Origin of the sequence: Hymenobacter sedentarius (assembly GCF_001507645.1) — a bacterium.
GTDB classification, from domain to species: Bacteria; Bacteroidota; Bacteroidia; order Cytophagales; family Hymenobacteraceae; genus Hymenobacter; species Hymenobacter sedentarius.
Window position 1 is genome coordinate 4,668,703 of record NZ_CP013909.1, and the last position, 17,073, is coordinate 4,685,775.

Here is a 17,073-nt window from a genome sequence, read left to right on the forward strand (position 1 = left end):
CATGAAAAACTTCACCTCTTTCGCCGATGCTGGCGACTACAAAGCCCTGTTGCAGCAAGCCCTGAAAATCAAGGCCAATCCCTACGGCTTCCAGCACGTCGGCAAGAATAAAACCGTCGGCCTCATCTTCTTTAACCCCAGCCTGCGCACCCGCCTCAGTTCGGTGAAGGCAGCCTACAACCTGGGCGCCCAGGCCTGGGTGCTCAACGCCGGCGCCGACTCCTGGACCCTGGAAATGGCCGACGGGGCGGTGATGAACGGCGGCACCCAGGAGCACATCAAGGACGCCATCGCAGTGATGAGCCAGTACTGCGACGTGCTCGGCGTGCGCACCTTCCCCACCCTCAAAGACCGCGACGAGGATTACCAGGAAGTCGTGTTCAATAAGATTCTACAATACGCCACCGTGCCCGTCATCAGCCTGGAAAGCGCGACCCTACATCCCCTGCAGTCGTTTGCTGACCTCATCACGGTGGCCGAAACCAAGCAGAAGGAGCGCGTGAAAGTGGTCCTCACCTGGGCCCCGCACGTGCGCGCCCTGCCCCAGTGCGTGCCCAATTCCTTCTGCGACTGGTTTTCGGAAATCGACTGGGTGGATTTCGTCATTACCCACCCCGAAGGCTACGAGTTGGACCCCAAGTTCACAAAAGGAGCCCGCATCGAATACGACCAGCGCAAAGCCCTAGAAGGAGCCGACTACGTGCAGGCCAAGAACTGGAGCAGCTACCAGCAATACGGCCAGTTGCTCCAGAACGACCCCGCGTGGATGCTCACACCCCGGCACATGGCTTACACCAACGACGCCAAATTCCTACACTGCCTGCCCGTGCGCCGCAACGTGGAAGTCTCCGACGCCGTGCTCGACGCGCCGGGCTCGCTCATCATCCAGGAAGCCGGCAACCGCACCATTTCCATGCAAACTGTGCTGCACGAGCTGCTAAAGTAGCCACCTACATGCCTTTGAATATAAAAGCTCCTCCAATTCAGATTTGGCGGGGCTTTTATATCCTAGTGCTTCCGATTGGAAAGATATGCCCAGTCCAATTTCGCTTTAGCTTCCAGTTCCCTCCATTGTCATCGCATGCGGAGTACTGGTTTCAGTAGCAGAATACTGAAATCCTGCTTCGCAAGTGCCGCAGCTCGGGCTGGAGCAACCCAAAGAAAAAGGCCCTCCCTGTTTCCAGAGAGGGCCTTTTTGCTGTGATCCCGCTGGGATTCGAACCCAGGACCCATACATTAAAAGTGTATTGCTCTACCAGCTGAGCTACAGAATCAGTACCTTTCACTTCACAAGGGCGTTACCCTGTTTGTGGGCACAAAAGTACAAGCACGTCCGGAACTACACAACCTTGATTCAAAAAAAAGTCTCTTTTCTTTCTGTGCGGCCGCTTTTACTCGGATTAATCCTCCTGCCTCTCTGGGCATTGGGTGCAAATCCACCCGAAAATAAATTCACAAAAAAACATGCTTCGAACCCGACGGAGGCGCTGCAGCAGGCCGATTCGTTGTTCGCGGCCGGCGAATACGCGGCGTCTGTGCCCGCTTTTAGGCAACAAGTTTGGCAGGAGCGGCGGGCATCGTCGGAATTGCTGCTGAAGCTGGCGTATGCCCAGCAGCAACTGGGCCACTACCCAGCCGCCCTGCTCTACCTGAGCTTGGCCCAGGCCCGGGAGCCCCGCGTGCGCACCTGGCGGCAGTTGGCTACGCTGGCGGCCCAACACCGGCTGGTGGGCTACCCGGCCACATGGCAGCAGGAACTGCGGGTGCAAGCCCAGCGCTACTACTACCCCGGCTTGCAGGCACTGCTGGCTGGGGCGGTGGTGGGCGCCATCTGGCTGCTGTGGCGCCGGAGCCGACGCACAGCCTGGCTGAGCTACGCGGCTTGTGTGGGGCTGGTGGGCATTTACCTGCATTTTCTGCGGCCGAAGCCGGCGGGGCTGGTGGCGCGGGCCGGCACGGTACTCATGGCCGGGCCAAGTGCGGGCGCCGCGTGGCTGAGTACCGCCGCCATCGGCGACCGCCTGCTGGTGCTGGGCCGGCAGGATATTTGGTATCGGGTACGGTGGCAGCAGCGGGAAGCATATGTGCGGGAGGCCGATTTGCTCTTGGTGGAGTGACTTTGAAAAGCAAGCGCCATTATTGAGCTACCCAGCCAGCGGTGCTGCGGTTACCCCATGGCCTCCCCTACCTTTGTGCCATGTCCGACGCGCTAACCCTGACCGGCCTCTATCTGTACCCCGTGAAATCCCTGGGGGGCTACGCCGTGCCCGAAGCCGACGTAACGGCCCGCGGCTTGCGGTACGACCGCCGCTGGCTGCTGGTGGACGAACGCAACCGCTTTATGACCCAGCGGCAGCAGCCGGAGCTGGCGTTGCTAACCGTGGCGCCTGCTTATAATGGCTTCCTCATCAGCCACCGCCAGCGGCCCGACTTGCTGCCCTTGTTTGTGCCATTTGAGGCCACGCCCGAGCGCACGCTGTTCGTGACCATTTGGGACGACATGGCCTGGGCCTGGCGCGCCACGCCCGAAGCCGACGAGTGGATGGCCGAGGCCCTGGGCCGCCCCTGCCGGCTGGTGTACATGTCCGACATGGTGCGCCGCGACGTGGAGCCCGACTTCAACCCCGAAGGCCAACTGGTGAGCTTCGCCGATGCCTACCCCTTTGTGCTCATCGGCGAGGCTGCCCTGGCCGATTTGAACGCCCGCCTTGCCCAGCCAGTGCCCATGAACCGCTTCCGGCCCAACCTCGTGTTTGGGGGCGGCGTGGCGTACGAAGACGATAATTGGGCTGATTTTCATATTGGCACCGTGCCTTTCCGGGCTGTGCGCGGGTGCGGTCGCTGCGTGCTCACCACCATCGACCAGCAAACCGCCATCAAAAACCCCGTGGGCGACCCGCTGCGCACCCTGTTCACCTACCGCCAGGTGGATAACAACGCCATGTTTGGCCAAAACGTGACCGGGTATGGTTCCGGCCGCCTGCGGGTAGGCGACGCGCTAACGGTGCTCAGCTACAAGTAATCCCTGCTGTGCTGGCGCATGCGGCTATGCACGCGCCCGGCCAAGGGGAGCCGCAACTCTGGCAGCGGCAGTAGCGTTCTGTTTTTCCGGGTTCCACGCCCGGCTTTTTAATGGAACTGGACTTTCTGCTCGACTTTCTGGCCCAACTCGCGGCCAACAACACCACGGCCTGGATGGCGGACCACCGCCCCGCCTACCTGCGGGCCCGCGCCGCCTGCACCGAACTAGTGCGCCAGGTACTGGCCCAGGCCGCTGCCACCGACCCCGACCTAGTGGGCCTGACCACGGCTGATGTTATGTTTCGGCTGCATAAGAACGACCGCGCCCACCGCGACCCCGAGCCTTACAAGCGCCGCATGGGCGCGGGGCTGAAGCTCGGCGGCCGCCACGCGCCGCGGGCGGGGTATTTCCTGGCCATTCAGCCCGGTGGGCGGAGCTGGCTGGGGGCCGGCACTTTCCACCCTACCCCAGCCATGCTGGCGGCCATCCGGCAGGAGATTCATTACAACGGCGCCGAATTTCACCGGCTGCGGCAGGCGCCGCCCCTGGTGCAGTACTTTCCGGAAGGAGTGGTCACCACGGGGCCTCAGCTCACCCGGCCGCCGCGCGGCTACTCGGCCGACGACCCGGACCTAGCCTGGCTGCGGCTCAAGACCTACGGGGTGGGCCGCTTTTATTCCGATGCCGAAGTGATAGCGCCAGATTTTGTGGCCAACGTGTTAGCAGGCATTGCCGCGGCCCGGCCCTTAGTCGACTTTTTCAATGAAGCCCTGCCAATTGCTGAACTTCAATAGGCAATAGCTCAATTTCACGACAAAGCCCCGCTATCGAAAATCGACGGCGGGGCTTTGTCGTGAAATTGAGCTGATTTCCGGCAGCAGTTGTGCCAGGGCCTCCGGCTAGAACAGGCCGAAGAGCGTGTTATTTATCTTGTCGATGATGGTGCCGAGGTCTTCGGGGTTGCGCACGTAGTCGAGCTCGCTCACGTCCACGATGAGGTGGCGGCCGGCACAGTAGGTGCCAATCCACTTCTCGTAGTGCTCGTTGAGGTTTTTGAGGTACTCGATGCTGATGGTGTTCTCGTAGTCGCGGCCGCGCTTCTCAATCTGGCTGATGAGCTTGGGCAGGTCGGCGCGCAGGTAGAGCACCAAATCGGGCGGTGCCACCAGGTCCACCATCGACTCAAACAACGCATAGTAGTTGTTATAGTCGCGCGTTTCGAGCAGGCCCGATTCGTGCAGGTTGGCCGCGAAGATGTGGGCGTCTTCGTAGATGGTGCGGTCCTGAATGATGCCTTTGCCGGCCTTCTGCAGCTCTTTGATGCGCTGGGTCTGGCGGAAGCGGCCGTTGAGAAAATACACCTGGAGGTGGAACGCCCAGCGGGGCATGTCGTGGTAAAAATCCTTCAGGTAAGGATTGTCGTCCACGTCTTCCAAAAATACTTCCCAGCGAAAATGCTGGGCCAACTTATGGGCCAGCGTGGTTTTACCGGCCCCAATGTTGCCGACGATGGCAATGTGCATGCGCTACGAACGAAAAAGACGAGAAAAAAGCAGAACCCCAAAGGTAGCAGCGCGATTGAAAACCAACATATTTATTAAGCGTCAGCTATATTGGGGTAACTCCTCTATATCTACTTGCTGCTGCCATGTCCTCTACCCGTCCAACCCAGCTGCTTGCCCTCGAAGATGGCCACGGGGCTCCCTTGGCCGAATACCTGTATTATCCCGCCGATAAGTTGCTGTACGTGCGCTGGCACGGGCACCTTACTGGCGCCGAGGTGGTGCGCGGCGTGCAGCAGGGCGGCCAATGGCGCAACCAGCTCGACTACTCCTACATCCTGAACGACAAAAGCGACACCGGCGGCGACTGGAGCGAGGCCCTGCCCTGGCTGCAGTACGAGTGGCTGCCGCTGGCCGTGAGTGCCGGCGTGAAGGCCATGGCGTACGTGTTTTCGCCCGACCGGGAAAACCAGTTCGCCACCCAGACGTTTGTAGCGGCGCTGCGGCCCCACATGGCCATTGAGCTATTTGAGAACGTGGACGTGGCCCTGGCGTGGCTACACCAGCAAAAACGCCTCTCGGACAGCGCCTCGGCGGCGCTGCCCGCGGCGCAGTAGCGCGGCGTTATTCGTCGATTTTATCTTTTACCTGCCGCGCGCCGCGCAGGGTATGAAATTCGCCCTGGTAGGTGCGGATGCGCAGGCGCTCTTCGATGGGCAGTTCGGTGCGTACTTTCTCGTAGCGCTGGTTGAGGCGGGCGAGTACGGTGGCGGCGTTGTCCCAGTCCTGGTAGCTCCACCGGCGGCGCTCGTCTCGCGTGGTGGCAATAAACCGCTCGTAGAGGTCGGGCAGCTCGGCGCCGCTTACCCGGGTCAGGTTCACGTCGGAGTTCAGCAGGTGCTGCTGAATGGGGTCGGAAGAAGCGGTGGTGCGGCTGGCCGCCGGTGCTGTGCGGGGCTTGGCCAGCAAATCGCCGGAAGGCCGGGCGCCGGTGAGCTCGCCGCGCTGGCGCATGCTATCGGCAGTGGTACGGGACTGGGCGTGGCCATTGAAGGGTAGACCGGCGAGAAGCAACAAAAAGAAAGGTGCAGATTTCATGAGAAAGCAGGAAGAATGTCGAGATTACGGCGGTGTTAACGCAATGAACGGGCCAACCGTATTGAAACCTGCGGTTCCGTTTCGGTTTTTTCGCCGCAATTTCGTGTTTTGCCGCTTATGACTTCTGACGCCCCTACCGCGCCGCCGCGCATTGAGCCCGCCACGCTCAACGACATCCCGACGATTATTCAGCTGGCCGAGGCTACCTGGGAGCCCACGTACCGGTTCATCATCTCGCGCGAGCAGATTGATTACATGTACCGCGTCATCTACACGCCGGCCTCGCTCAAGCGGCAGATGGCCGAGCAGCACCATTCGTTTCTGCTGGCGTACGTAGCTGGCGAGCCGGCCGGGTTTGCGTCCTTCAGCCCCCAGCCCGCCGAGGAGGATGGGGAAGCCGGCTACAAGCTGCACAAAATATACGTGCTGCCCACTCGGCAAGGCCAGGGCTTGGGCGTGCACCTCATCGAGGCCGTAGAAAACGCGGCCCGCGAAGCCGGCGGCAAGTTCCTGGACTTGAACGTGAACCGCTACAACCCCGCCATTGCCTTTTACGAGCGGCGCGGGTTTGCCCGCCACCGCGAGGTCGACGTACCCATTGGGCCCTATTTCATGAACGACTACATAATGAGAAAAGAGTTATGAGTTTCGAGTTATGAGTTGTTTTGGGCATGAAATCAAGCATCATTCAATAGAAGACTTATGACTTTGCCTCCCGCATTGTGAAGGCATATAGGTTTCTGGAGGGTGAGCAGCGGGGATATGTGCTGTCAAAGCAGCTGTTGCGCAGCGGCACCTCGATTGGTGCCAATGTGGAGTAAGCACTGGCCGCTAGCTCAACTACCGATTTCATCCATAAACTCAACATTGCCGCCAAAGAAGCTTGCGAAACTTCCTACTGATTGCGCCTGCTACGAAATAATGACTATCTGCCCCAGGCTGCCTTTGACTCCATTCACGCCCATAGTACCGAAATCATCAAGATTTTGTCCAGCATTCTCATAACCACCAAAGCCAACACAAATTCGAAGCCCAACTCATAATTCATAATTACCAACTCATAACTCAACCACCCCATGCCCACCAAAATCACCGTTCTTTCCAATGGCTCCCTCCGCGTAGAGGGCGAAGACATTGAAATAGTTGACGCCGAAGGCCAGCCGTACGGGCTGGGCGGCCGCCAGCGCGTCAGCATCTGCCGCTGCGGCCTGTCGAAGCAAAAGCCTTTCTGCGACGGCTCGCACAAAGGCCATTTTGAGCACGCCGCCGTGGCGTTTGATTTGCCCGCGCCCAAGGTTTAGCTCTAGCAGTTGGCCTGTGTCATTCGTTAGCAGGACCTGGAATTATTAGCTCTACCTGCGATAACTAAGACCCAAAAGACTAATAAAAAAGCGCCTGCTGAATCAGCAGGCGCTTTTTTGCTTTTAGCAGCCAGCGTTAGCCGGCCCCGGGGGTGCTTAGAAGGTGCTCACGTTGAGGCGACCGCCGGTTACGCACTTGCCCGTCAGCGAAGGCGTAGCCGTGGTGCTGCTCAGGATAGCGTTTTTAATGGTGGCAGCGGAAGACCCCGGGTGCGTGGAGGCATACAGGGCCACAGCGCCGGTCACGTGCGGCGTGGCCATGGACGTGCCGCTGTACGACTCGTAGATGCTGTACGCGGTGCTCGACCAGATGCCTTGGCCTGGAGCCCCAAGGTCAACCTTGGTGGCCCCGTAGTTGGAGAACGTGGACAGAGCGCCCGTGGAAGTAATAGCGGCTACGGCAATTACGTTGGGCAAATCAATGTTCGAAGGCTGGTTGTCTACCAAGTCGTTGTTGTCGCCTACGCCGTCGCTGCCGCCGTTGCCGGCTGCGGCCACAAACAGGATGTTCTGGGTATTGGCGCGTTTCACGGCGTCGTACAAGGCTTGCGAAAAGCCGCCGCCGCCCCAGGAGTTGTTGCTGGCCACGATGTTCAGGCCGTGGCGGCTTTTCAGGTCGTTGAGGTAGTCCACCGCTTTCACGGCGTTGGCCGTGGTACCACCGCGGCGGCCCAGGAATTTGCAAGAAATAAGGGTCGTGCTCCAATTCATGCCGGCCACGCCCTGGCCGTTGTTGGCATTCGCGCCGATGGTACCAGATACGTGGGTGCCGTGGTCGTCGAGGCTACCACGCGTACCACCATCATAGATGGAGTTGTTGTTGCCGTCGAAGTCCCAGCCGTGGATGTCGTCGATGAAGCCGTTGCCGTCGTTGTCCACGCCGTCGGCGGGGTCGAAGGGGTTGGTCCAGACCTGGCCGGTCAGGTCGGGGTGGTCAAACTGGATGCCCTCGTCGATGACGCCGAGCACCACCGAAGCCGAACCGGTGTGGCCGGCGGCCCAAGCTGTTGACGCCTGGCTACCGTACTGGTTGGCAGCATCCATGCCCCAGAGCGAGCCATTGGCCACATACGTGTCGTTTGTGACTGCGGTATGCGTGTAGATGTAGTTGGGCTCCGCGTACTCTACTTCCTCGCCCCGGAGCCGGCCAATGGCCTCGGCAGCAGCCAGTGGCGTGTGCACCAGCAGCAGGGCTTCTTTTTCGCCGGCGCGCTCCATGGCTTTGGTCAGGATGCGTTCAGTTACTACTCCATTTATATTGGACAGGGCAGCTGCCTTGGCCGAAGGCGAAGCGCCTGCTTTGAACTTCACCAGCACCTCGTTGGGCACATAATTGAGTCCCGGTTCATCTTGGGTACCAGCTAAGCTGCTTACTTCAGTTGAGGTAGACGCTGGAGTTTCTGCGATTTTTTCGCAACTCGCTAACGCGAAAACTGACACGAGAGCCGCAGCCAATACGCGATGGCCGGCAAAGGCGAGGTTATTGACTTTCATAGTTAGGGCTGTATAAAATTTGTGAATAGAGATAAAAGCTAAATTCCATGCACTAATAAAGTTACCATATTTTATCAATTGTTTCGCATTTTGATAAATCAAGTTTTTTATAATATTATTTATACAATCTACTCTTTACATGTTTCGTAAGCTGGGCATTGGGCATAAAAAAACGCCTGCTTATTGAGCAGGCGTTTTTTCTGATGCTTGGCTTTAACTGCCAAACAACAAGGCTTAGAAGGTGCTCACATTGAGGCGACCGCCGGTTACGCACTTGCCCGTCAGCGAAGGCGTAGGCGTGGTGCTGCTCAGGATAGCGTTTTTAATGGTGGCAGCGGAAGACCCCGGGTGAGTGGAGGCATACAGGGCCACAGCGCCGGTCACGTGCGGCGTGGCCATGGACGTGCCGTTGTACGACTCGTAGATACTGTAGGCCGTGCTCGACCAGATGCCCGAGCCGGGCGCGCCCAGGTCAACCGTAGTCGCGCCGTAGTTGGAGAACGACGACTTAGCACCGCCCGACGTGATGGCGGCCACGGCGATGACGTTGGGCAGGTCCATGTTGGAAGGGTAGCTGGCCACGGCGTCGTTGTCGTCGCCCACGCCGTCGCTGCCGCCGTTGCCGGCTGCGGCCACGAACAAGATGTTCTGGGTATTGGCACGGTTCACGGCATCATACAGGGCCTGCGAAAAGCCGCCGCCACCCCAGGAGTTGTTGCTGGCCACGATGTTCATGCTGTGGCGCGTTTTCAGGTCGTTCAGGTAGTCCACCGCTTTCACGGCGTTGGCCGTGGTGCCGCCGCGGCGGCCCAGGAATTTGCAAGAAATAAGGGTCGTGCTCCAGTTCATGCCGGCCACGCCCTGGCCGTTGTTGGCTTTGGCGCCGATGGTGCCCGACACGTGCGTGCCGTGGTCGTCTACGCCGCCATTAGTACCGCCGTCGTAGATGGAGTTGTTGTTGCCGTCGAAGTCCCAGCCGTGGATGTCGTCGATGTAGCCGTTGTTGTCGTTGTCCACGCCGTCGGCGGGGTCGAAGGGGTTGGTCCAGACCTGGCCGGTCAGGTCGGGGTGGTCAAACTGGATGCCCTCGTCGATGACGCCGAGCACCACCGAAGCCGAACCGGTGTGCCCGGCAGCCCAGGCCGTCGAGGCTTGGCTGCCGTACACGTTGCCGTCCATGCCCCACAGCGAGCCATTGGCCACGTAGGTGTCGTTGGTTGCGGCAGAGTGCGTGTAGATGTAGTTGGGCTCCGCGTACTCCACTTCTTCGCCCCGGAGGCGGCCGATGGCTTCGGCAGCAGCCAGCGGGGTGCGTACCAGCAGCAGGGCTTCTTTTTCGCCGGCCCGCTGCATGGCCTTGGTCAGGATGGTTTCGGCCACCTGTCCATTTACGCGGGACAGGGCCGCTGCTCTGGCCGTAGCCGAAGTACCGGCTTTGAACTTCACCAGTACCTCGTTGGCCACATAATTGACACCGGGCTGGCCGTAGGCATCGGCCGAACTCGTAACGGTGCTCACCGTGGAGGCGGGAGATTCAACGTTCTTCTCGCAGCTCGCCAAAGCGAAGGCAGAAAACAGGGCCGCAGCCATCAGGGGTTTGCCGGTTAAGGCGGGGTAATTGAATTTCATAAATGTGATTTTTTTTGGGGGTGACTAAAAAAAATTTGTTTGTGTGGTGGTTGAAAGACTGTGGTAATGTATGATTTAATTTTCCATATCAATATCTTTTCATCAAAATTCGAGTGAAAAATTATCAAATGATTAATAAATTAAATTATTTAATAAAATACTTCAACCATTAATCACTACAGAGGAGATTAACAACTTTCCGTGGTCAACCACTGACTTCAAACCCCTCCTCAAATGCACAAAACCTTTTTAGCCAAGGTCCGTATGGGGGCGACTTTTAGCGCCCCAAGGGCTTTTTCTAGTGCTCCAAACGGGTTTTGATGGCGCAGCCGGGCATGGGCCCTGCTCTTTAGGCACGACCACGGCTACTTCCCTCCGGGTGGCGCTTACGCGGGCTTGGCGCCGGCCCCGAGCATGAGCCACAGGTTCTGGCGCACCACGTCGCCCATCGAGTCGCATTTATTGAATGCCTCGGTGCGGTGGTAGCGGTTGAGCTCGGCTTTGAGCTGGGCTACTTTGTCGGGCGGGGCCAAGTTGTGGCGGCGCATCACGTCGAGCAAGTCGCGCAGGCGGTGGCGCTCGGCGCGGGCGCGGCGGGCCATCAGGGCGCGCTCTTCGGTTTGGTACTGGCGCAGGGTTTCGGGCTTGAGCAGGCGGGCGCACATCTCCACCACGGCGGCGTTGTCCTTGAAAAACTGCGGCAGGTACATTATCCGGCGGCCCTCGTAGCTCTGCTGGTCGAAGTCGATGGCCCGCACGCGGTACTGCTCGTCCTCGAAGTCGGGCGTGACGTCGATAACGTAGTTGTACGCCCGCATGTCGCCGAGCAGGCGCACGAAGCAGCGCTCGTTGAATTTGACGAACTCCTTGGCAATGCGCACTTGGTTGATGTGGGGCTGGCTCAGCCGCAAGCGAATGAAGTCGTCGCCGGGAATGCCGGCGATGTGCTCTTCGATGAGCGTGTCGCCGTGCACCAGGAAGTTCATGGAATTGGGCGACAGCAGGTGCTCTAGCTCGAGGCCGTAGAGGCGCGAGGCATCGGCCTTCTTCACGTAGAAGTAGTCGTAGTTGTCGTTGAACTGGTTGACGATGCGCACCCGAAACGGGTTAGAATTGCCGAACTGGCAGTAGTCGATGCGGTCGGCAATGAGGTGCTCGGTAAACGAGAGGTCGCCGGCCGTTTTCAGCAGCGCGTACACTTCGGTGAGGCCCTGGCTGAGCTCGCGCAGCGCCTGGGGCTCAAAAAACACCGTTTGCCATAGCGTATCGTGCCCCGTGCGGTCGAGCAGCGGAAAGGAGTTGCTGAAGTGCCGCAGGTCCTCGTAGGTAATGGGCAGCGGCGCTTCCCGGTCGTAATCGCGCAGATACTGGCGCAGTTCCGGTGTGAGGGGATAAGACGGCTTTTTGCGGGAGATGTCCAAGAGAGGGTACCTAACTGACAAATTGGAGAAAACAACAAAATACTCTGTTACTTTTAAGGGTCTAGCACTTATTCAGGCCAATTAATGCTACGCAACCAGTCAATTCTGATGGTTCTTGGCGACGTACGGATGCTGTCAATAAAGCGTGCCGTGTGCTACCGCAATAGCATGAAAGCATTATCGGCAAACCAATCATCGTGTAGAGAAGCTCTGAAAACTCTTTTGCCAAACGCTTAATTAACGGTCATTCAGAGCCGCCGAAGCAACTTTCAAAAGCCGGATTAGCTAACTATTAGATTCATAATACCCTCAAAATAAACAGGTAAGGCTAAAAAGCATTGGTCACTTTTTATTAGGTGGCACCAACTTTTCCGTTTACTGTTGGCAATTGCTTACTTTTGGTCAAGAGCTACAAGTTGGGCGAATAGGTTCAACGCGGTAATTAGTTAACCCGTTGATATATTGAAGCAATTAGGTTGGAAGTGCAGGTAGGTGCTGACACAGCAAATTTTATCCTCGAGATAGAAACCGTTGCTGGGGCTGATGTCAAATTGATAAGGGCTGGTGCTGCTATGGCGTAGCAGCTACAATGCGATTTGGCACCGATGCGGTCGGGAGATGGTCGCGCTGGCTCTCGTGGTACCGCTTTTATGCTTTATCGCATTCTTTTCTTGCGGCCAATATCCGAGCTTCCATTCCATTTTTTTATACTCCTGGAGTGGTGACTTTTATGCTGACCAAACATAGCGGTTCTCAATAGTATGCAAACAAGCAGCAATGACTACCGCCTTAAAAATGATAATACTTGCGTGCCCTTTGCTAGTTTTACACCCTCACCTTCTCTTCACCAACCAAACAATTCAATGAAAAGAACCCTACTTCTCCTTTTACTGCTCTTTGTCGGCTTGCTGCGGCAAGCCCAGGCGCAGGACCGCACCATTTCAGGCAAGGTAACCGACAGAGCCACCAACCAGGGGTTGCCCGGGGTGACGGTGCTGGCCAAAGGAACCACGGTGGGCACCAGCACCAACGCCGACGGGGGGTTCTCGCTGAGCGTACCCGCTGCTGCCAACACCTTGGTATTTAGCTTTATTGGCTATGCTTCGCAGGAAGCGGCCATCGGCGCCTCCAATACCATTGACGTTACCTTGGCTACCGACGTCAAGCAACTGAATGAAGTAGTGGTAACGGCGTTGGGCGTAGAGCGCACCCGCAATTCGCTGGCTTTCTCTGCTACGCAGATTGAGGGCAGCGACGTGACAGTAGCGCGCAACCCCAACCCCGTCAATTCGCTGTCGGGCAAAGTGGCCGGCCTGGCCATCACCCAATCCAACACCCTGGGCGGCTCGAGCAACGTGGTTATCCGCGGCACCAAATCGATTGGCCGCAACAACCAAGCCCTTTTCGTGGTCGATGGCGTGCCGATTAGCAACGACAACACCAACTCTGCCAACCAGCAGACGGGCCGGGGTGGCTACGACTACGGCAACGCCGCATCCGACATCAACCCCGACGACATTGCCACCACCACGGTACTGAAAGGCGCGGCCGCTACTGCCCTCTACGGCGAGCGGGCCGCCAACGGCGTCATCCTGATTACCACTAAGAAAGGCCGCAAAGGCCGCTTGGGCGTGAACGTGAACACCGGCGTGACGGTAGGCCGAATCGACAAAAGCACCTTCATCGAGTACCAGCACGAATACGGCCAGGGCTATGGCAAATTCTACGGCCCCAAGGGCAATGAATTCTTCGACCACCTGAACACCGACGCCAGCCAGCTGGTGGTGCCCACCTACGAGGACGGCTCGTTTGGCGGCCCCTACGACCCGAACCTAAAGGTGCGGCAGTGGTTTTCGTTTGTTCCCGGCTCGCCCACGTTCGGGCAGGCCACCCCTTGGGTGAGCGCCGCCAACGACCCCAGCACCTTCTTCAAAACGGCCGTGGGCAACCTCAACAGCGTCACCATTGACGGGGGCAGCGACGTGGGCACGTTCAAGCTGGGCTACTCCAACAACACCGAAACGGGCATCCTGCCCAACAGCAAGGTTGGAAAGAACATCCTCAACTTCGCGGGCTCCTTCAATGTAACCCCCCGCCTGACCACCAGCGCTTCGGTAAACTACTCCCGGGTGACCGGCCTGGGCCGCTACGGCACGGGCTACGGCTCGGGTAACGGGGCTGAAAACCAAATGGGCCTGTTCCGCCAGTGGTGGGCCAACAACGTGGACATCAAGGAGCTGGAGCAGGCCTACAACCTCAACAAGAAAAATAATACCTGGAACATGACGGACGCCGCCAACGGTGACTACTCCCCCATCTTCTGGAACAACCCGTATTTCTCGCGCTACGAGAACTTCGAAAACGACAGCCGCAACCGCACCTTTGGCAACGTGGCCGCCACGTACAAGTTTGCCGAATGGTTCAACGTTCTCGGCCGGGTATCGGCCGATACCTACGACGAGCAGCAGGAGGAACGCAACGCCATCGGCGCCAGTGGGGTGCCGTTTTATCGCCGCTATAACCGCACTTCGCGGGAGTACAACTACGACCTGATTGGCAATTTCAACTTCAACTTTACCGAGAGCTTCTCGTTCCGCGGCCTAGTGGGGGCCAACATCAACCGCATCAACCGGGAGTCTATCTTCGCTTCCACCAATGGCGGCCTGGTGGTTGAGCGGCTGTATTCGCTGAGCAACTCGAAAGGCACCCTTTCCCCGCCCACCGAAAGCGTTACGAACATTGGCCGCGACGGCATCTTTGCCAGCACTACGTTTGGCTTCCGTGACCGGCTATTCCTGGACCTGACCATCCGCCGCGACAAATCCACGACCCTGCCCGCTGCCAACAACACGTACGTGTACCCCTCGGCGGCCCTGGGCTACGTCTTTTCCGAGGACCTTAAGGACAAAACCCCGTGGCTGTCCTACGGCAAAGTGCGCGTGAACTATGCGCAGGTAGGCTCGGGCGCTGATGCGCTCAGCGTATTCGACATCTACGCCAAGCCCACGGCTTTTGGCAGCACGCCGCTGTTTGCCCTGCCCACGACCAAAAACAACCCGGACCTGAAGCCCGAACTGACCCGCAGCGCCGAGGCCGGCATTGAGGCCTCGTTCCTGAACAGCCGCCTGGGCTTCGACGCCACGGTCTACCAGCAAAACACCACCAACCAAATCATCGCGGTGGACATTTCGCAGGCGGCCGGCTTCAACTCCCGCTTCATCAACGCCGGTGAGGTGCGCAACCGCGGCATCGAGCTGTCGGCCTTCGTGAGCCCGGTGCAGAACACCAACGGCCTGAACTGGAAAATCAACGCCAACTGGACGCACAACCAGAACCGCGTGCTGTCGCTCACCGAGGGCACCGACAACATTCAGCTGGCCACCTACCAGGGCGGCATCTCGTCGAACGCTACCGTGGGCCAGCCCTTCGGCGTGTTGCGGGGCACCGACTTCGTATTCCTCAACGGCCAGAAGGTGGTAGGGGCCGATGGCTACTACGCCCGGGCTTCGAACCAGAACATTGCCAACCCGAACGCCCGCTGGCGCGGGGGCGTGACGAACACCGTGTCGTACAAAAGTGTAGCCCTTACCTTCCTGGTGGACGTTCGTTCGGGTGGGCAGATATTCTCGCTCGACCGCTACTACGGCCTGGCCATCGGCCAAAGCCCCGAGACAGCCGGTCTTAACGACCTGGGCAAGCCGTCGCGCCTGCCCATCGCCGAAGGCGGTGGCGTTATCGTCCCCGGCGTGCTGGCTGATGGCTCTACCAATACAAAGCGGGTGCCCAACGACCAATACGGCCTCTACGGCTACCGCCGCAACCCGGCCGCGGCCTTTGTGTACGACGCCAGCTTCGTAAAACTTCGCGAAGTGGCCCTCACGTTCTCGCTGCCCCAGGCCCTGCTCTCCCACGTGACGCTGCTGAAAGCCGTGGACTTTTCCATCATCGGCCGCAACCTGTGGATTATCCACAAGAACACGCCGTTCAGCGACCCCGAGGATGGCCTGAGCTCCGGCAACCTGGCCCAGGGCTACCAGTCGGGTTCTTATCCCGCCACCCGGACCCTCGGTGCCAACCTGCGTCTCAGCTTTTAATTCTTTGTCTTTATACTCATGAAAAAGACCCTTATTCTTTGCTCGGCGGCGTTGCTTTTCAGTGCGACCTCGTGCGTGGACAGCCTGAAAGACTATAACGTAGACCCCAAGAGCGCCACCAACGTACAGGGCGCCACCCTCGTATCCGGGGCTGAGCGCCGCCTGGTGCGGGAGCTGACCAGCACCAACGTCAACCAGAACCCTTTCCGGCTGTACGTGCAGTACTGGACCGAAACCACCTACCTCGACGAGGCGAATTACGACTTCGAAACCCGAACCATTAACCGCAACTTCTGGGCGGAGATGTACGTCGGCGTGTTGACCAACCTGAAGGAAGCCAACCGGGTAATTGCTGCCGACAATACGCTCGACGCCAAGGTGAAAGCCAACCAGCAGGCCTGCTCCGAAATTCTGGCCGTGTACGCGTGGTCGACCTTGGTGAATACCTACGGCAACGTGCCTTACAGCGAGGCGCTGGACTTTGCCAAGCCCACGCCGAAGTATGACGACGCCGCCACCATCTACACCGACCTGTTCAAACGCCTGGATGCGGCCCTGGCTTCGCTGGATCCCACGGCGGCTGGTTTGGGCTCTGCCGACTTGATTTACAACGGCAGCATTTCGAAGTGGGCCAAGTTTGGCAACTCCCTCAAACTGCGCATGGCCCTGACCATTGCCGACGTAGACGCCGCCAAGGCGAAAACCCTGGCGGAGCAGACCGTGGGCAAAGTCTTCACGGCCAATACCGACAACGCTGCCCTGGCGTTTACCTCGGCTTCGCCCAACACTAACCCGCTGTTTGAGGACCTAATCCAAAGCAACCGCAAAGACTTCGTGGGCACGTCGTTCTTCATCGACCAGCTCAACGCGGTGAACGACCCCCGCCTGCCGTATTTCTTTAAGCTGAAGCCCAACACCACGGTGTATGCCGGCGGCACGGCGGGCTCGACCAGCCCGTACAGCAGCTTCTCGGCCCCCGGCACGGCTCTGGAAAACCCCACGCTGCCCGGCGTACTGCAGACGTATTCGGAGGTGGAATTCCTACTGGCCGAAGCGGTGGCCCGCGGCTTCGCGGTCACGGGTACGGCCGAGTCGCATTACAACGCGGCCATCACGGCTTCCATCCTGTCTTTCGGTGGCACCGCTGCCGATGCCGCGACCTATCTGGCCCAGCCCAAAGTGGCCTACGCCACGGCCGCTGGCGATTATAAGCAGAAGATTGGCACGCAAAAGTATTATGCCCTGTACGACAACCCGGTAGAAGCCTACAAGGAGGTGCGGCGCCTCGATTGGCCTAAAATCGTTGCTCCCAAGTCGGCCGTGTCGGCTTTTCCGCTTCGCTTTACCTATCCAACCACCGAGAAAAACCTCAACACCGCAAGCAATAAAGCTGCTGCCGATGCAATTGGCGGAGATGTTGTGACGACGAGAATTTTCTGGGATAAATTTTAA

Annotated in this window: 14 protein-coding genes, 1 tRNA gene and 1 pseudogene; 10 read left to right on the plus strand and 6 right to left on the minus strand. The window is 58.7% G+C overall.

Translation table 11 applies throughout. The annotated features are described in order from the left end of the window. Position 1: 1 nt before the first annotated feature. Complete coding sequence (locus AUC43_RS19045) at positions 2-946, plus strand: N-acetylornithine carbamoyltransferase (protein ID WP_068197496.1); 945 nt, start codon at positions 2-4, stop codon at positions 944-946. Positions 947-1,201: 255 nt separating this feature from the next. On the opposite strand, the gene AUC43_RS19050 is transcribed toward AUC43_RS19045, so the two are convergent. Beyond that, positions 1,202-1,274 (minus strand) — tRNA-Lys (locus tag AUC43_RS19050). A 261-nt stretch (positions 1,275-1,535) separates the two neighbouring features. Between AUC43_RS19050 and AUC43_RS19055 the strand changes: the two genes are divergently transcribed. From AUC43_RS19055 to AUC43_RS19065, 3 genes are all read left to right on the plus strand, one after another. Beyond that, positions 1,536-2,117, plus strand: a complete 582-nt coding sequence (locus tag AUC43_RS19055) for a hypothetical protein (RefSeq protein WP_157781181.1) — start codon at positions 1,536-1,538, stop codon at positions 2,115-2,117. A gap of 80 nt (positions 2,118-2,197) precedes the next feature. Next, on the plus strand, positions 2,198-3,022 hold the full coding sequence (locus AUC43_RS19060) for an MOSC domain-containing protein (protein WP_068197502.1): 825 nt from the start codon (positions 2,198-2,200) through the stop codon (positions 3,020-3,022). A 110-nt stretch (positions 3,023-3,132) separates the two neighbouring features. Continuing rightward, a complete protein-coding gene (locus AUC43_RS19065; RefSeq protein WP_068197505.1) occupies positions 3,133-3,816 on the plus strand; it encodes a DUF2461 domain-containing protein in 684 nt (227 codons plus the stop codon). Between the two features lie 105 nt (positions 3,817-3,921). On the opposite strand, the gene AUC43_RS19070 is transcribed toward AUC43_RS19065, so the two are convergent. After that, a complete protein-coding gene (locus AUC43_RS19070; protein ID WP_068197508.1) occupies positions 3,922-4,545 on the minus strand; it encodes a deoxynucleoside kinase in 624 nt (207 codons plus the stop codon). Positions 4,546-4,670: 125 nt separating this feature from the next. On the opposite strand from AUC43_RS19070, the gene AUC43_RS19075 reads away from it, so the two are divergent. After that, on the plus strand, positions 4,671-5,141 hold the full coding sequence (locus AUC43_RS19075) for a hypothetical protein (protein ID WP_068197511.1): 471 nt from the start codon (positions 4,671-4,673) through the stop codon (positions 5,139-5,141). Between the two features lie 7 nt (positions 5,142-5,148). On the opposite strand, the gene AUC43_RS19080 is transcribed toward AUC43_RS19075, so the two are convergent. Further along, positions 5,149-5,622 carry a hypothetical protein gene (locus AUC43_RS19080; RefSeq protein ID WP_157781182.1) on the minus strand — a complete coding sequence of 158 codons (474 nt, stop codon included), beginning with the start codon at positions 5,620-5,622 and terminating at the stop codon, positions 5,149-5,151. A gap of 117 nt (positions 5,623-5,739) precedes the next feature. Here AUC43_RS19080 and AUC43_RS19085 point away from each other — a divergent pair, with 117 nt between their 5' ends. The 3 genes and pseudogenes from AUC43_RS19085 to AUC43_RS19090 all read left to right on the plus strand — a co-directional run bounded on the left by AUC43_RS19085 (position 5,740) and on the right by AUC43_RS19090 (position 6,923). Further along, complete coding sequence (locus AUC43_RS19085) at positions 5,740-6,267, plus strand: GNAT family N-acetyltransferase (RefSeq protein ID WP_068197517.1); 528 nt, start codon at positions 5,740-5,742, stop codon at positions 6,265-6,267. 62 nt (positions 6,268-6,329) lie between these two features. Next, a pseudogene (locus AUC43_RS21895) lies at positions 6,330-6,443 on the plus strand (four helix bundle protein); the annotation flags it as partial. A 255-nt stretch (positions 6,444-6,698) separates the two neighbouring features. Next, complete coding sequence (locus tag AUC43_RS19090; RefSeq protein ID WP_068197520.1) at positions 6,699-6,923, plus strand: CDGSH iron-sulfur domain-containing protein; 225 nt, start codon at positions 6,699-6,701, stop codon at positions 6,921-6,923. Positions 6,924-7,079: 156 nt separating this feature from the next. Here the strand turns inward: AUC43_RS19090 and AUC43_RS19095 are convergent, their stop codons facing one another. From AUC43_RS19095 to AUC43_RS19105, 3 genes are all read right to left on the minus strand, one after another. Further along, positions 7,080-8,477 (minus strand): S8 family peptidase, encoded by a 1,398-nt coding sequence (locus AUC43_RS19095; RefSeq protein WP_068197522.1) that lies wholly within the window; start codon positions 8,475-8,477, stop codon positions 7,080-7,082. A 234-nt stretch (positions 8,478-8,711) separates the two neighbouring features. Continuing rightward, positions 8,712-10,106 (minus strand): S8 family peptidase, encoded by a 1,395-nt coding sequence (locus AUC43_RS19100; protein ID WP_068197525.1) that lies wholly within the window; start codon positions 10,104-10,106, stop codon positions 8,712-8,714. A 386-nt stretch (positions 10,107-10,492) separates the two neighbouring features. Beyond that, the gene (locus AUC43_RS19105) at positions 10,493-11,527 is read right to left on the minus strand and encodes a hypothetical protein (RefSeq protein ID WP_068197529.1); all 1,035 of its coding nucleotides are present in this window, start codon (positions 11,525-11,527) and stop codon (positions 10,493-10,495) included. A gap of 863 nt (positions 11,528-12,390) precedes the next feature. Here AUC43_RS19105 and AUC43_RS19110 point away from each other — a divergent pair. Both AUC43_RS19110 and AUC43_RS19115 read left to right on the plus strand, forming a co-directional pair. Beyond that, positions 12,391-15,621, plus strand: coding sequence for a SusC/RagA family TonB-linked outer membrane protein (locus AUC43_RS19110; protein WP_068197533.1), 3,231 nt, complete (start codon positions 12,391-12,393; stop codon positions 15,619-15,621). 18 nt (positions 15,622-15,639) lie between these two features. Then, positions 15,640-17,073, plus strand: a complete 1,434-nt coding sequence (locus AUC43_RS19115) for a SusD/RagB family nutrient-binding outer membrane lipoprotein (protein WP_071885980.1) — start codon at positions 15,640-15,642, stop codon at positions 17,071-17,073.

What these genes read in the sequence shown, in the direction of transcription:
- AUC43_RS19045 (WP_068197496.1), top strand. Translation starts at nt 2, where the DNA reads ATGAAAAACTTCACCTCTTTCGCCGATGCTGGCGACTACAAAGCCCTG.
- AUC43_RS19060 (WP_068197502.1), top strand. Translation starts at nt 2,198, where the DNA reads ATGTCCGACGCGCTAACCCTGACCGGCCTCTATCTGTACCCCGTGAAA.
- AUC43_RS19065 (WP_068197505.1), top strand. Translation starts at nt 3,133, where the DNA reads ATGGAACTGGACTTTCTGCTCGACTTTCTGGCCCAACTCGCGGCCAAC.
- AUC43_RS19070 (WP_068197508.1), bottom strand. Translation starts at nt 4,545, where the DNA reads ATGCACATTGCCATCGTCGGCAACATTGGGGCCGGTAAAACCACGCTG.
- AUC43_RS19075 (WP_068197511.1), top strand. Translation starts at nt 4,671, where the DNA reads ATGTCCTCTACCCGTCCAACCCAGCTGCTTGCCCTCGAAGATGGCCAC.
- AUC43_RS19080 (WP_157781182.1), bottom strand. Translation starts at nt 5,622, where the DNA reads ATGAAATCTGCACCTTTCTTTTTGTTGCTTCTCGCCGGTCTACCCTTC.
- AUC43_RS19085 (WP_068197517.1), top strand. Translation starts at nt 5,740, where the DNA reads ATGACTTCTGACGCCCCTACCGCGCCGCCGCGCATTGAGCCCGCCACG.
- AUC43_RS19090 (WP_068197520.1), top strand. Translation starts at nt 6,699, where the DNA reads ATGCCCACCAAAATCACCGTTCTTTCCAATGGCTCCCTCCGCGTAGAG.
- AUC43_RS19095 (WP_068197522.1), bottom strand. Translation starts at nt 8,477, where the DNA reads ATGAAAGTCAATAACCTCGCCTTTGCCGGCCATCGCGTATTGGCTGCG.
- AUC43_RS19100 (WP_068197525.1), bottom strand. Translation starts at nt 10,106, where the DNA reads ATGAAATTCAATTACCCCGCCTTAACCGGCAAACCCCTGATGGCTGCG.
- AUC43_RS19110 (WP_068197533.1), top strand. Translation starts at nt 12,391, where the DNA reads ATGAAAAGAACCCTACTTCTCCTTTTACTGCTCTTTGTCGGCTTGCTG.
- AUC43_RS19115 (WP_071885980.1), top strand. Translation starts at nt 15,640, where the DNA reads ATGAAAAAGACCCTTATTCTTTGCTCGGCGGCGTTGCTTTTCAGTGCG.